Genomic DNA, 14,819 nt, shown 5'->3' on the forward strand with positions numbered 1-14,819 from the left:
TTATGCTTGCAACGCGTCTGCTAGACGGTTCAATTTCGATTTTACGGAACCATCTATTACTGTATCGCCGGCTTTAATAACCATTCCAGCGATCAGGTCAGGATTCACGTTACAATTAAGCTTCACTTTACGTGCCAAACGTTTTTCCAACGATGCAACCAAATCGGTTTTCTGTGCATCGTTCAGCGCAGAGGCTGAAGTTACGTCTACTTCAATTTCTTTGTCGTAATCTGCTTTAAAGGCATCAAACACATTTGAAATTTCAGGCAACGCGGCTAAACGTTTATTTTCAGCCAGTACCTTTACAAAGTTCTGGCCATGATCATCGAGTTGCTCACCACAAACATTGATGAAAACGTCAGCTAGAGTATCTGCAGCTACTGCGCCAGATAACAACTGATGCATATCATCGTTTTGTGCTACTGCACCTGCAAAGGTCAGCATTTCTTGCCACTTCGCAATGGCATTCTTCTCGACGGCGAAATCGAAAGCTGCTTTAGCGTAAGGACGAGCAACGGTTGTCAATTCAGACATGGCTCATCTCCCTCTTAAAGCTCAGCGACAAGTTTTTCAACAATGTCGTTTTGTGCGTTAGCATCAATTTCACGTTGTAAGATTTGCTCTGCGCCAGCTACTGCTAATGCAGAAACTTGCTTGCGCAAATCTTCTTTGGCACGATTGCGTTCAGCTTCAATTTCGGTGTAGCCAGAAGCAATAATCTTCTCGCGTTCTGCATGGCCTTTTTGCGTTTCTTCGTCAACCAATTGGTTGGCGCGCTTTTTGGCTTGCTCGATAATTTCGGCTGCTTGCGCTTTCGCATCTTTCATTTGCTCAGTGGCTTTCGCTTGAGCAAGTTCTAAGTCTTTCTCTGCCCGTTCAGAAGCTTCAAGCCCATCGGCTATTTTCTTCTGACGTTCTTCAATCGCTGCCATCAGCGGTGGCCACACATATTTCATGCAGAACACCACGAACACAGCGAAGGCGATTAATTGACCAATAAAAGTGGCGTTAAAATTCACAATCGCCCCTCCTCTAAAAGTTCGCTAAAAAAGTGTGTAGTAAAATTAAGCACCAACAGCGAACAATAGGTATAGAGCGATACCAACACCGATCATCGCGATAGCGTCAATAAGACCTGCTACGATGAACATCTTAACTTGAAGTTGAGGTGCTAGTTCAGGTTGGCGAGCAGCAGATTCTAGGAATTTACCACCCAGCAGACCGAAACCAATAGCGGTACCAAGGGCACCAAGACCGATCAGTAGTGCAACTGCGATGTATAACATGTACGTCTCCGATTTAAGTTAAATTTAAAGTTAATGTTAAAAGTAGAACTCGGTTATTAACCGCGCCGGTCAATCCAGGTATTACCAGCGCGGATCAATGCTTACTAGTGGTCTTCACACGCCAAGCTTAAATACACGATGGTTAGCATCATGAAAATAAACGCTTGAAGAGGGAGAACCAAAATATGGAATACAGCCCACATAAAATGTAAAGGTAACTGGAAGTAACCAATGGTGGCTATCAAGATAAAGATTAGCTCACTGGCGTATAAGTTACCGAATAAACGCAGTGCTAATGAAAGCGGGCGTGCAAGTAAGGTAACGGATTCCAGAATAAAGTTTACTGGGATGAATACAGGGTGACCGAACGGTTGCATAGTAAGTTCTTTTGCAAAACCGCTGATGCCCTTCATTTTAATTGAATAGAAAAGAATTAGGATGAACACACCAGACGCTAAAGCAAACGTCAGGTTAAGGTCAGTAGTAGGCACAGCCTTCATGTAAACATCATGAGGGTCCATACCGAACGCATGCTGACCTACAAGACCAGCAATCCAAGGAATAAGGTCAACAGGCACTAAATCCATCAGGTTCATCAATAAAACCCAAACAAAAATAGTTAGTGCAAGTGGTGCAATTAGCGCACTTCTTCCATGGAACGTACTTTTTACGTTGTCGTCAACGAACTCAATAACCAATTCTACAAACGCCTGCATCTTACCAGGTACGCCCGTAGTGGCTTTTGAAGCTACGCTTCTAAAAACAACAAGAAATAGTATGCCAAGGCCAATTGACCAGGCTAGTGTGTCGACATGCCACGCCCAAAAACCTGCATCAGAGCATGCTTTGTTAAAAGCAATTCCGTTGTCGGTTGAGCACATGGTGGCATTGGTCAAGTGGTGCTTGATATATTCTGAGGTAGTGTATTCAGATGCCATTGTTTAACCTAAGTTGTAAAGTGTAAAAATTGGTGACTGGTTCCAGTACATATTCGTAAGCAAGTATTCAGTAGTTATTTATTAATCGTTATTGTTTGACTACTTCGTACCATAACGGAACATGGCCAGTGCATGACTGGCGGTTGTAACGACATAAGCCACAAAAACTTCAAGCGGCGCGGCATTTAAGCCTGCAAATGTCACTACAAATAAAATGATTGTCAGTGCCAGTTTCAATTTTGAACCTTGGCTAAAACTTTGGGCAACAAGTTCGTTTTTACTTGCACCAGCATATTTAAATGCAAACCCCGAAAAAATAGCTGTTGGCAGTATGCTTATCACTGCGCCAGCGGCGGTTGAAATTGCAGAATGTTGACCTGCAATAATACCCGCCAAAAGGGTTATTATTAGTGCCGTGACTAACTGAAACAGAATGCCTTTTTTGGCAATAAATAATCCATGTTCAGCTAACTTGTTTTTCACGTTGCCCTGCTGCTTGTTCATGTCTAACGAAAAGCGTCAGAAGTATACTGTTTTACCGACATTTTTCAACAGTACATCGCATTTTGAAAGCTATTCTGAAAATATTCTAAAGCTATAACCGGAAAGGAGGCTGTCCACAGCCCAAGTTTAAGGAATGAATGACCTCGCTATTCATACTTACCATCTTTCAGAATATAAATATAACTTATTGAATTTTAGTTATTATTCCGTCTAATTGTTGTAAGTCGTCGAAGCTAATGACTAATTTACCTTTCCCTTTTGCGTTATGGTCTATTGTTACCGGTGCCCCTAAATTTTCTGAAAGTCGGGTCATAAGGTTTTGCACATCTGGATCAATTTGCTTCTCTTGCTTCGGTTTTTCTGGTTCAAGTAGCTTTTTGACCAGCTTTTCTGTATCACGAACCGTTAAACCTTTACCCGAAACAACATTTGCCGCTTCTGATTGTTGCTCACCGTCAAGGGCGAGTAATGCGCGAGCATGACCCATTTCAATATCACCATGCTCAACTAGCAACTTAACGTCATCATTAAGATTATTAAGACGAAGCAAATTAGTCACGGTTGTACGAGATTTACCCACAGCTTCAGCAACTTCTTGGTGGGTTAAAGAGAATTCATTCATCAGACGGTCTAATGCTTGCGCTTCTTCCATCGCGTTTAAATCTTCACGCTGAATATTCTCAATTAGCGCGATGGCAACCGCGGCCTCATCAGGTACATCTTTAACAAGACAAGGAACTTCATCGAGTTGCGCAAGTTGCGATGCACGCCAGCGACGTTCACCTGCAATAATTTCGTACTTGTTGTCGTCAACTTTGCGAACAACAATGGGTTGAATAACACCTTGGGCACGAATAGAGGAAGCAAGGTCTTCAAGGGCATCAGGTGACATGTCTTTGCGAGGCTGATATTTGCCAGGCACAAGAAATTCTATAGGTAATTTACTAAGTTCGCTTTGTGTAGCTTCTGTCGCCGCAGCATCTGTTTCTCTTTGCGACGTCGATTGACTGGTTGCTAATAGCGCATCCAAACCGCGACCTAGCCCTCTTTTTCTTGCTGACATATTTCCCTCAATGGCCTATTTGCTGATATGCATTACGCTTTATTATAATTTAACTGGCTTTCGCCTGACTTGGCGCAGATTTATCACGACGACGAAGAATTTCACCCGCCAATGCTAAATATGCTTTAGCCCCTGTAGAAGACTTATCGTAGTACATCGCCGGTGTACCGAAACTTGGCGCTTCAGCTAGGCGCACGTTGCGCGGAATGACAGTACGATATACTTGCTCACCAAAGTGACGTTTAAGCTGTTCGGAAACGTCGTTGGCAAGGCGATTACGAGGGTCGTACATAGTACGCAATACCCCTTCAATCTTCAATTCAGGATTTACCACTGATGCGAGTTTTTGAATGGTATCCATTAACGCCGTTAACCCTTCGAGTGCGTAATATTCACATTGCATCGGCACCATGACTGAATCAGCCGCAGCTAATGCATTCACCGTAAGTTGGTTTAGTGAAGGGGGGCAGTCAATAAAGATAAAATCGTAGTAATCAAGAACAGGTTTTAACGCATTTCTAAGGCGAACTTCGCGGGCAAACATTTCCATCAACTTAATTTCAGCTGCCGTCACGTCACCGTTCGCAGCCACTAAATCAAATTTACCCGCTGTATTTTTTACAATAACGTCGTTGATAGGTTGTTCTTCGATAAGCAATTCAAACGCGGTAGCGTGAACATCGTATTTGTCGACGCCGCTTCCCATGGTTGCATTACCTTGTGGATCAAGATCAATCAGTAGCACTTTACGTTTTGTGGCAGCCATTGATGCTGCAACATTCACTGCAGTAGTGGTTTTACCCACACCACCTTTTTGATTCGCGATCGCGATTACCTTTGCCACAATAAGTCCTGTTATGCCTTTTTAACCCAAACGAGGTGTCGTTCGCCCACCAGATTAGGAACAGTGAGACTTTCCGTTTTGATCACCTGATAGTAATCACTCACTTCTTTTAATTCGTCTTCTGGAAACTGCCCTTTAAGTGCAAGGAACTGCCCGTCTGAATTTACCAGATGTTGGCACCAGTGCAACATATCTTTTAACGAAGCGAACGCTCTGCTAAGTACTATATCATACGGTTGCGCTGGGGTATGTGCTTCGACACGACTTTGAACAGGCGTAACGTTCGATAATTTAAGGGTATGGACACATTGGGTCATAAACCGAACACGCTTACCTAAACTATCTAGCAAGGTAAATGCTGTGTCAGGAAACGCTATCGCAAGGGGCATACCTGGCAAACCAGGGCCAGTGCCGACATCAATGATATGTTTGGCTTCATGTTTAGCTAAATATGGATATATCGCTAATGAGTCCAAAATATGTTTTACCATCATTTGTTTCGGATCGCGCACCGATGTCAGGTTGTAGGCTTTGTTCCATTTATCAATCAATAATACAAAGCCCACTAGCTTCGCTTGCTGATCATCGCTTAATTGAAGTGATTGTGCCGCAAGGCCCGAGGCCAGTATTTCGTGTAACTCTTGCTCTAAACTCATAAATTGAAATCTGCTTAAGCGCTTAATTTATCGTGTTTTCTTAACATGCCGTGCTTTTTCAAATACACCAAAAGCAAGGAAATAGCGGCCGGTGTAATTCCAGAGATGCGCGACGCTTTACCTATGGTTTCAGGTCTCGCTTCTGTGAGTTTCGCTACCACTTCGTTTGATAAACCTGAGATTTTAGTAAAATCAAGATCAACCGGTAATAGTGAATTTTCGTGACGCTGCGTTTTGGCTATTTCGTCCATTTGACGGGCAATATAACCAGCGTACTTAATTTGGATCTCAACTTGTTCTGCTGCAATGGGATCGGTTAAACCAGGCCCAATACTTTCAATCTCCATCAATTGACGATAGGTCATTTCAGGTCGACGAATAAGTTCTTCTAGCGAATGCTCTTTGCTTACCGGCGTTTTAAGCAGGGTGTTAAGTGCTGGCGTAGCACCATGATCTTTATGTACCCATTGACCACGCAAGCGTTGCAATTCACCTTCAACCGCTTCCATTTTAGTATTGAATGCCGCCCAACGTGCGTCATCTACCAAGCCTATGTCACGACCTAACGCGGTTAAGCGACTGTCGGCGTTATCTTCACGAAGGAGTAATCGATACTCTGCACGGCTGGTAAACATGCGATAGGGTTCTTTCGTTCCCATGGTAGCGAGATCATCAATCAATACACCCATGTAGGCTTGATCGCGACGTAAAATAAGCGGATCTTTTTCTTGTGCTTGCAGCGATGCATTAGCACCAGCAATAAGGCCTTGCGCACCTGCTTCTTCGTACCCGGTTGTGCCATTAATTTGGCCAGCAAAAAACAAACCTTTGATAAATTTATTTTCTAAAGTTTGTTTCAAATCTCTAGGGTCAAAGAAATCATATTCAATCGCATAGCCTGGACGAACAATATGCGCGTTCTCAAAACCTTTGATTGAGCGTACAAGATTCATTTGAATATCGAAAGGCAAGCTTGTTGAAATACCATTTGGGTAAACCTCAATGCTATTTAACCCTTCTGGCTCTACAAAAATTTGATGAGAATCTTTGTCTGCAAAACGGGTGATCTTATCTTCAATGCTTGGGCAGTAACGAGGGCCAATACCTTCAATTACGCCAGTGAACATAGGAGAGCGATCAAGTCCGCCTCGAATAATATCGTGTGTTTTTTCGTTAGTGTGCGTGATGTAACACGGGATCTGTTGTGGATGCATTTCACGGTTGCCCATGAACGAAAATACCGGCGTTGGATTATCACCAGGTTGTGCCTGCATCACACTAAAATCTAATGAACGGGCATCTAATCGTGCAGGTGTACCGGTTTTTAAGCGGTCTACACGAAACGGTAAGGCACGTAAACGATCTGCGAGGGCTATCGAAGGGGGATCGCCTGCGCGTCCACCACGATAGTTCTCAAGGCCTATGTGAATCGTGCCGCCTAAGAAGGTTCCTACTGTGAGTACCACGGTTTTGGCTTTAAATTTTAGCCCCATTTGGGTAACCACGCCTGTCACCTGATCGTTTTCAACGACAAGATCGTCAACGCTTTGTTGAAACAACGTGAGGTTTTCTTGGCTTTCTACGATTTTACGAATGGCTTGGCGGTAAAGGGTTCTGTCAGCCTGAGCACGCGTGGCTCGTACAGCTGGTCCCTTGCTTGAATTCAGAGTTCTAAACTGAATACCACCTTGATCGGCAGCCAAACCCATTGCACCACCTAGTGCATCGATTTCTTTTACTAGATGACCTTTGCCGATCCCACCGATCGCTGGGTTACAAGACATCTGTCCAATGGTTTCAATGTTATGCGTTAACAGTAAGGTGTTTGATCCCATGCGAGCAGCAGCTAACGCAGCTTCTGTTCCAGCATGACCACCACCGACTACGATGACATCAAATGCTTGGGTGTAATACATATCGAACCTCACTATTAACGTAAATGGAGTAACTTTTTTCTTTTCTGTACAAGTCGAAAAAAAGGGCGCGTATTTTAGCTGACTTATTGCCTAAAGAAAACGGTTAAATTTTCTTCAATGCTGTTGTTCATTTCTTTTCGACCTGGCTCTATTGATCTTAAGATCTTATATAGATCTGTTTATTTTTATTATTATTAGGATCAGCAAGATCTGTTAGTAACCCTTTAAAGCAGTTTCAGATCATGACGTTACACGATCTGAAAGGTTGTGTAATACAGATCGATAACCCCCTCATAATCTTGTGTATAAACCCCTTAGTTATCCACATGGGCAATTGTGAATAAAGTTACTCATTCTTCAGTAAGAGCTTATACACAGTGGTTTGTAGGATCCTATCCACAGCACTGATCAAGATGTGATCGCATTGGGGATAAAATGTTGGTTAATACCACTGTTAGATCGTTAACTAAGCATAGAATATGGCTTTCAGGGCGATCTAACTGTGGATGAGATCTTTCCACAATTTATGAGTGGATCATATGATCACGCTTTATCTTTTATTTTGTGATCAGGAAAATAATTAAAAATTTATGGAGGAAACAGAAAAAATTAGTGCCACAAGGGAGTAATGATCATCATTAATGACACTCTTTTAAAGAATCACGAGGGATATTTTAATGATCTTTTAACGCTTACTGCCTGTGGCTTTTGGTTTAGCGTACCTGATTAGGTTGATATCTCGGTGTGATATTCTGTGCTTCGGCTTCATCTTGGGTTAAGCCTTCACGTCTACTTGGCCCTTGAAAGCGTACTTTGTAAGTATCGTATTCTTTTACTGACTCAAAGCAATAGCGTCCCATAGCGTGTTCTAGTTCGCCTAAACTGTGGTTAGTGATTAAGATACAGTTCTTTTTATTCACCAATCGTTGGCGTAATAAATTGCCTAACCAGCTTTGGGTATTCTTTTTAAGTACGGTTTCATTCACACACACTTCATCAAGAATGAGCAAATCGACTTCAAGTAGTTCCTGGTTTGCTTCTCTAAATTTCTGGCCTATGTTGTCTGTGGCACTAAAATCGTAAGAGGAATAACGCATTTCTAATAGGGTTGAAAGCTGCCTATACAATACGGAGATCTCATATTGTTCTATAAGTTGATGGGCGATCGCACCTGCAATATGAGACTTACCTCGGCCATAATCGCCGTAGAATAACATCATATGTGAGCCGCTTTGGCGCCACGCTGGATCATCGTGAGCGGCAATGAAAGACTGAGCGATAGATACTGCTTCAATAACATCGTCACTGTCTTCAATTAAATTTGCGAATGTCCATTTTGGATTTAGATCAGAACGCCCATGAATGGCCTCTACACGCGCTTTTTTAGAACGCTGTTGTAGTTGACCAATCTCTTGGTTTGCTTGGTTCTCATATTGCTTTCTAAGCGTTGCGTAATCGATATATTCATCATTAGGCTCTGAAGGCTTGTTAAGTGCCTTTGCAAGATTCGCAATTTTGTCTGTAATTCGATCCATAGCGTTAGTTCTTCTTTGTCGATGTGGCGTATTTTTCCACCAGCTTTCTTGCATTATCATCCGCTTCGATACCAGCTGCAACTTTCACTTGCTGATTTCCTACTTTTCTTACAGGAGAATAGCCCGCGGCTATCCGTTTATGTTTAATATTATGAGCGAATTTTTGTGTCCACTGGAATTCACTAAGTATCGTTCCAGGCCTACCAAGCCAGTATGAAATGAATTCGCCTACTTCATTATCATCATATTCAGTATCGATAATACCGAGTAGAGAGGCCATTTCTAAGAATAAATCCTTATTTGGTTTCCAAGCTGCCGAAATAGCAAAATGGGATTTATGTAGGGCATCAAAATTCGATTGTGCACTATTTATTAAGGGCAGAAGTAGGGCTTTGCCGTTAATAGAATGCTCTAAATCCAACGCTTCTGGAAAAACCACCAGCCCAACAAGTTCAAGCTGTTTTAACAGGCTATTGATTTGCCGGCCACGTTGATAGGGGAGGTCTTTTTGTTCGCCGTTTAATAGCGACAGTAAGAACTTATAATCGATAGGCGCAGTTGCCGTTGAAGCCGTATTGGCTGTTGGGCGTAAGCCAAGCAAGTAAAGTACGCGGCAATCGTTAGATAATGGCGATTGCAGTACCGCGAGTTCAGCTTGCGTTAGCGTTGTGCTCATGCAGTTTCCAGCGTGCTTTCAAAGCGGGCTACCGCTTCATCTTCTGGAATAGGGTGTTCTAACACATCAATGTGTATGGGAGCGGCAAGAAGGGTAGCGCCAGTATTTTTCATTGTGGTTTCTATCTCTTTTGCGCCTTGGCAGAAGGTATCGTAACTAGTGTCACCTAAACCAATCACATAGAAATTCACGCCATTCAAATCAGCGCCTTTTAACGATTTCGCAAAAGGTTGGATATTATCAGGTAGCTCTCCGGCACCATGGGTTGATGTACACAGTATCCATGTTGAATCTTTATTAATATCGTTAAGCGTTGGTTCAAGATGAATAGTGAAAGTATTGCCCTGCTGTTCAAGTGTTTTCGCAATAGCTTCGGCTACATATTCTGAAGCGCCAAGCATGGTACCCACAATTATTTCGTAGTGCGTTGTCATCAATTATTTACCAATACAGAAAGATGAAAATATCTTACCAAGTAAGTCGTCTGAGGTGAATTCACCAGTGATTTCACATAATGACTGATGGGCTAATCGAAGTTCTTCTGCAAGTAATTCACCGGCCATAGCATCGTGAAGTTGTTGTTCGCCTATCACTACATATTCGTAGGCTTTTTCCAACGCATCTAGGTGACGTCTACGGGCGATGAATTGCCCTTCAGTGGTAGTGTCGAAACCCATGGTTTTGGCTAAATGATCCCGTAGGGTATCGATACCGTCGCTTTGTTTTGCTGAAATATTAAGAACGGGAATGTCGCCATGTTCCGTTTTCACTTGATTCAGGCCTACTTGTAAATCGCTTAGATCCGCTTTGTTTTTGATTACCGTGGTAGGAATACCCTCTGGTAAGCGCGCCATAAATTCAGGCCAAATTTTATAGGGATCTGCTATGTCGGTAGTGGTTGAATCGGTAACAAACAGTACGTGATCGGCTTCGCTAATAGCTTGCCAGGCTCGCTCAATACCAATTTTTTCTACTTTATCAGGGCTATCACGAAGACCAGCGGTATCAATGATATGTACCGGCATACCGTTAATGTGAATATGCTCTTTTAATACATCACGGGTAGTACCTGCAATCTCGGTGACTATGGCGCTATCCCGGCCAGCCAAGGCATTAAGTAAACTTGATTTACCCGCATTAGGGCGCCCGGCAATAACCACCTGCATCCCTTCTCTAAGCAGGCTTCCCTGTTTGGCTTGCTCTCGTACCACTTGAAGATGCGCAAGTATGGCGGCTAGGTCACCAGACACTTTGCCATCAGATAAGAAATCAATTTCTTCTTCAGGAAAGTCGATTGCGGCTTCAACATACATACGCAAATGAACGATTTGATCGGATAAGGTTTGAATTTGGGTTGAAAACTCGCCCTGTAACGAACGTAGCGCACTTCTTGCCGCTTGTTTAGAACTGGCATCTATTAAATCAGCGATAGCCTCAGCTTGCGCTAAATCGAGCTTGTCGTTAATAAAGGCTTGTTCACTGAACTCGCCTGGGTTGGCTAATCGCGCCTTACCAGTGGATAACACGGCGTCAATAAGCATATCCATCACAACCTGGCCGCCATGACCTTGTAGTTCTAATACATCTTCGCCCGTAAATGAATTAGGCCCTTTGAAGAATAGCGCGATACCTTGGTCGATAACGTTTTGTTGACTATCGATAAACGGGGTATAGGTCGCCAATCTTGGCGTTAGCGCTGTGGGAACTAATACCTCAGCGATAGCCTTTGCGTATGGTCCTGAAACCCGCACTATTCCAACACCACCGCGCCCAGGGGCAGTAGCTTGAGCGGTAATGGTATCGGTTGTGATGATATGTGAATCCATATTTTAGTCGCGAAAGTTCTTAAATTGAAAAGGCTGACCTAAACCTGATGATTTAACCAAGGCCATGGCTTGTTGTAAATCGTCACGCTTTTTACCGGTTACTCGCAATTCTTCACCTTGAATAGCCGTTTGTACTTTAATTTTCGCGTCTTTAATTATTTTTACGATCTTCTTCGCAATAGGCTGTTCTATGCCTTCTTTAAAAGCAATCGTTTGGCGATAAGTTTTGCCGTTAGCATCAAAGGGCTTCATATCAATAAACGAAGTATCTAGGTTTCGTTTAGAGCAAGCGGTTCTAAACATACTTTCCATTTGCTGCAACTGGAATTCAGCTTCCGCTTTCATTACCACAGTTTTTTCTTTGTATTCAAAGCTCGCTTCAATACCGCGAAAATCAAAACGTGTGGCAAGTTCTCGGTGGGCATTTTCAGTGGCGTTACGCACTTCTTCCATATTGATTTCAGACACAATATCAAATGATGGCATAGTTAATTTATCCTCGTAGACAAAACAGCCCGCAATTGGCGGGCTGTTTATTATAAAAGAAATAGACGTTGCTATTTAATTCCCCGCTTCTCCATAGAAGCATATATCATTTTGGCTTGTACTAACGTAATGATGTTACTTACTAACCAGTATAATACTAGACCTGCTGGGAACCATAAGAAGAACACACTCATTGCCACAGGCATGAACTGCATTATCTTCTGCTGCATAGGGTCAGTAATTGTTGTCGGTTGTAGTTTCTGCAACAAGTACATACTTGCGCCCGTTAATATAGGCAATACAAAGTACGGGTCTTTCACTGATAAATCAGTGATCCACAATGCGAAGTCTGCATGGCGTAATTCAACACTTTCCATTAACACCCAATAGAGTGCTAGGAATATTGGCATTTGAAGTACGAGTGGTAAACAACCACCCATTGGGTTTACTTTTTCTTTCTTGTAAAGCTCCATCATTGACTGAGACATTTTTTGTCTGTCATCGCCAAAACGGTCTTTAAGTTGTTGCATTTTAGGCGCTAAGTTACGCATGCGAGCCATAGACTCGTATTGCTTCTTAGTCAGCCAGTACATAGCACCTTTCACTACGATAGTTATTAAGATGATGGCCACACCCCAGTTATTCACCAAGCTGTGAAGGAACGTAAGCAAAGAAAACAGTGATTGCGATATCCACCATAGAATGCCGTAATCGACGGTTAAATCTAATCCGCGGGCGATCTCTTTTAACTTGTCTTGATCTTTTGGACCCATATAAAGGGTGCTAGACAACGTTTTTGCTTCGCCGGTATTAACCACTGCCGCAGGCATCAATACACCGATAACCGCGTATTGATTTGAAATATTGCGCGAGTAAATGGTGTTAACTTGATCTTGTGGTGGTACCCAAGCAGAAACAAAATAGTGCTCTAGCATACCAGCCCAGCCAGCCTTGGTCGTTTCACGCAACTTGTCATCTGCAATATCATCAAAGGTGTATTTTTGATAACGGTCTTCTTCGGTAGAATATGCAGCACCGCGATAGGTAGGCATAAACATGTTGCCATCGTCTTCCGCATCAATAACTTGTTTCAGTTGTGCATACTGCTGCACATTAGCCGCAGCACCTGAGTTATTCTGAACCGTATAATTTACCGCAACGTTGTAATGGTCTTTTTTGAAGATGAACGTTTTAGTAACAGTAAGTCCTTGGTCGTTTTTCCATACCAAAGGTACTTCTAGCGTATCACCGGTCATCTCGTAGAAATTGCTGTCGGTACGATAAACAGGGCGACCACTGCTGCTAGCATCAGGTCCGTTAGCACCAATAAGACCACTTTGCGCTACATATAGGTTATTACCTGAACGTAATAAGCTATAAGGTTCTTCAGAGCCTTGGGTAACTGGAAACTTCAATAAGTCGGCGGTAATAACGTCGCCACCCAATAAGTCGATGCGAAGATCTAGGCCATCAGTTTTAACTTCGATAATGCGGTTAGCATTTGATGCGCTCGCCATTGGTTTAGCTGCAGGTACGCTATCACCGGTAGGCACATCTTCAGATTGTGCATCATCAAATGATGGCACACCTTGTGATACCTGTTCGGCTTGCTCTGTTTGTACTTGCTGTACAGGTTGAGGTCCGTATTCTTTTTGCCATTGTTGCCAGAGCAAAAAGCTGACCAGCGCCAGGCCAATTATCAGAAAACTACGTTGCGATTCCATATAGGTCTCTTTATTTTGAGTGTTTATCTTGTTGTTTTTCCGGTACTGGGTCGTAACCACCGGCATGCAAAGGATGGCATCTTAATATGCGTTTGATTGATAGCCAACCGCCTTTTACTAATCCATGTGTTTTTAATGCTTCAATAGCATACCAAGAACATGATGGATGAAAACGACAGCGTTGTCCTAAAATAGGAGATATAAACCATTGATACAGTTTTATGAGTATCAGTGGTATCGCGATTAAGACGCGTTGCAACGTTTGGCTAATTTTTTCCATAGCTTATCCATCGTTGCGAAAATCTCTTGATTGCTAAGTTTATCAGCACCAGATTTACCAATTACGATAATATCCACATTTGGGAGATCATGTTGTTTATGGCGAAAACTTTCACGAATTAGACGTTTTAAACGATTACGGTCGTGAGCTTTACGAATGCGCTTTTTGGCAAGTGTAATGCCTAAACGTGGAGATGGTAGAGTATTTGTTCTTGCAAGGATGGTAAACGAGGGAGATACAGCTGGAATTGCATTATCAAACACATAGGTAAAGTGGGTGGGAGTTAACAGACGTAACTCCCGTGAAAAATGATTTTCGCCCACTTTAGGTGCTTTCTACTTAAGCTTAAGCAGAAAGACGAGCGCGGCCTTTTGCACGGCGAGCTGCTAGTATTTTACGACCATTTTTAGTCGCCATACGTGCACGAAAACCGTGAGAACGCTTACGCTTCAAATTGCTCGGTTGAAATGTTCTTTTCATGACCAAAGTCTCACTTATATTTAATTAAACATAGGCGTTTTTGGTAAACACTTTATTCTGTTGCCAGAGTAAGTTGTGCTTATCACCAGAAAAGCCCATCGAAAAAGGACGCTGAATTCTAGAGATCTCGGGGGCTACTGTCAATCAATAATCCATTATTTCGGTAGAAATTGTGAACAAAGTTTGCTGATAAGGCTTAAAAGCTAATCAGTCGCGATAATTTTAACTGTGAATAAGCTGGTTATAATTAGCGTTTTATCCACAGTCTTTTAAATTTTACGCCGTTAAGTACCGCATTTAGGCTGCGATCTCATTTAAAAACGCGTATTTTAATTCTAATTTTAGCTAAATTAAGCACATTTTCGAATAAGTAGTCTTTTCATATTTATCAGTTAGTTACGAGCTTGATCCTAATGATCTCCAAAGATCACCATTTACTTTTTGTTGATAAAGTAAGATAATCCACAGCTATTAAAACGATAAAACAAATTCTCGCTGCTACCCAACATTATACATCCGCCTGATTCTTCTTCTTGGCGCGCATCTCGGTGCCTGTTTCTTTGTATTAGTTGTTATTCGCGAGTTACCGGAGCTAAGTAACTTAC

The 14,819-nt window shown here is 42.5% G+C and carries 18 protein-coding genes; all 18 read right to left on the bottom strand.

Features of this window, described 5'->3' with window-relative positions; genetic code table 11:
• The 18 genes from atpH to rpmH all read right to left on the bottom strand — a co-directional run bounded on the left by atpH (position 1) and on the right by rpmH (position 14,214).
• On the bottom strand, positions 1–534 hold the full coding sequence (gene atpH / locus ALT761_RS20060) for a F0F1 ATP synthase subunit delta (protein ID WP_129740516.1): 534 nt from the start codon (positions 532–534) through the stop codon (positions 1–3).
• Between the two features lie 14 nt (positions 535–548).
• Positions 549–1,019, bottom strand: a complete 471-nt coding sequence (gene atpF / locus ALT761_RS20065; RefSeq protein WP_129740517.1) for a F0F1 ATP synthase subunit B — start codon at positions 1,017–1,019, stop codon at positions 549–551.
• A gap of 45 nt (positions 1,020–1,064) precedes the next feature.
• Positions 1,065–1,286 carry a F0F1 ATP synthase subunit C gene (gene atpE / locus ALT761_RS20070; protein ID WP_012520222.1) on the bottom strand — a complete coding sequence of 74 codons (222 nt, stop codon included), beginning with the start codon at positions 1,284–1,286 and terminating at the stop codon, positions 1,065–1,067.
• 104 nt (positions 1,287–1,390) lie between these two features.
• Complete coding sequence (gene atpB, locus ALT761_RS20075; RefSeq protein WP_013786815.1) at positions 1,391–2,224, bottom strand: F0F1 ATP synthase subunit A; 834 nt, start codon at positions 2,222–2,224, stop codon at positions 1,391–1,393.
• Positions 2,225–2,323: 99 nt separating this feature from the next.
• Positions 2,324–2,707 carry an ATP synthase subunit I gene (locus ALT761_RS20080; RefSeq protein WP_129740518.1) on the bottom strand — a complete coding sequence of 128 codons (384 nt, stop codon included), beginning with the start codon at positions 2,705–2,707 and terminating at the stop codon, positions 2,324–2,326.
• A 205-nt stretch (positions 2,708–2,912) separates the two neighbouring features.
• Positions 2,913–3,791, bottom strand: coding sequence for a ParB/RepB/Spo0J family partition protein (locus ALT761_RS20085; RefSeq protein WP_129740519.1), 879 nt, complete (start codon positions 3,789–3,791; stop codon positions 2,913–2,915).
• Positions 3,792–3,840: 49 nt separating this feature from the next.
• Positions 3,841–4,635 (bottom strand): ParA family protein, encoded by a 795-nt coding sequence (locus ALT761_RS20090; protein WP_013786818.1) that lies wholly within the window; start codon positions 4,633–4,635, stop codon positions 3,841–3,843.
• Between the two features lie 11 nt (positions 4,636–4,646).
• Positions 4,647–5,291: a 16S rRNA (guanine(527)-N(7))-methyltransferase RsmG gene (rsmG, locus tag ALT761_RS20095; RefSeq protein WP_129740520.1), complete on the bottom strand. Its 645-nt coding sequence runs from the start codon at positions 5,289–5,291 to the stop codon at positions 4,647–4,649.
• Between the two features lie 14 nt (positions 5,292–5,305).
• On the bottom strand, positions 5,306–7,207 hold the full coding sequence (gene mnmG / locus ALT761_RS20100; protein ID WP_129740521.1) for a tRNA uridine-5-carboxymethylaminomethyl(34) synthesis enzyme MnmG: 1,902 nt from the start codon (positions 7,205–7,207) through the stop codon (positions 5,306–5,308).
• 713 nt (positions 7,208–7,920) lie between these two features.
• Positions 7,921–8,742: an ATP-binding protein gene (locus ALT761_RS20105; RefSeq protein WP_013786821.1), complete on the bottom strand. Its 822-nt coding sequence runs from the start codon at positions 8,740–8,742 to the stop codon at positions 7,921–7,923.
• A gap of 4 nt (positions 8,743–8,746) precedes the next feature.
• Entirely contained in the window at positions 8,747–9,418 is a 672-nt protein-coding gene (locus tag ALT761_RS20110; protein ID WP_129740522.1) for a DnaT-like ssDNA-binding domain-containing protein, read from the bottom strand.
• Positions 9,415–9,852: an FMN-binding protein MioC gene (gene mioC, locus ALT761_RS20115; RefSeq protein ID WP_129740523.1), complete on the bottom strand. Its 438-nt coding sequence runs from the start codon at positions 9,850–9,852 to the stop codon at positions 9,415–9,417. The genes ALT761_RS20110 and mioC overlap by 4 nt, the downstream gene beginning before the upstream one ends.
• Positions 9,853–9,855: 3 nt before the next feature.
• The gene (gene mnmE, locus ALT761_RS20120) at positions 9,856–11,244 is read right to left on the bottom strand and encodes a tRNA uridine-5-carboxymethylaminomethyl(34) synthesis GTPase MnmE (RefSeq protein WP_129740524.1); all 1,389 of its coding nucleotides are present in this window, start codon (positions 11,242–11,244) and stop codon (positions 9,856–9,858) included.
• A gap of 3 nt (positions 11,245–11,247) precedes the next feature.
• Complete coding sequence (locus ALT761_RS20125; protein WP_129740525.1) at positions 11,248–11,730, bottom strand: YajQ family cyclic di-GMP-binding protein; 483 nt, start codon at positions 11,728–11,730, stop codon at positions 11,248–11,250.
• Between the two features lie 71 nt (positions 11,731–11,801).
• Complete coding sequence (yidC, locus tag ALT761_RS20130; RefSeq protein WP_013786826.1) at positions 11,802–13,454, bottom strand: membrane protein insertase YidC; 1,653 nt, start codon at positions 13,452–13,454, stop codon at positions 11,802–11,804.
• 10 nt (positions 13,455–13,464) lie between these two features.
• Positions 13,465–13,713 (bottom strand): membrane protein insertion efficiency factor YidD, encoded by a 249-nt coding sequence (yidD, locus tag ALT761_RS20135; protein ID WP_013786827.1) that lies wholly within the window; start codon positions 13,711–13,713, stop codon positions 13,465–13,467.
• Positions 13,698–14,057: a ribonuclease P protein component gene (rnpA, locus tag ALT761_RS20140; protein WP_013786828.1), complete on the bottom strand. Its 360-nt coding sequence runs from the start codon at positions 14,055–14,057 to the stop codon at positions 13,698–13,700. Before rnpA ends, yidD begins: the two co-directional genes overlap by 16 nt.
• 22 nt (positions 14,058–14,079) lie before the next feature.
• Positions 14,080–14,214, bottom strand: a complete 135-nt coding sequence (gene rpmH / locus ALT761_RS20145) for a 50S ribosomal protein L34 (protein WP_049791785.1) — start codon at positions 14,212–14,214, stop codon at positions 14,080–14,082.
• Positions 14,215–14,819 lie beyond the last annotated feature (605 nt).

It is taken from the genome of Alteromonas sp. 76-1 (assembly GCF_900654235.1).
Taxonomy (GTDB): Bacteria; Pseudomonadota; Gammaproteobacteria; order Enterobacterales; family Alteromonadaceae; genus Alteromonas; species Alteromonas naphthalenivorans.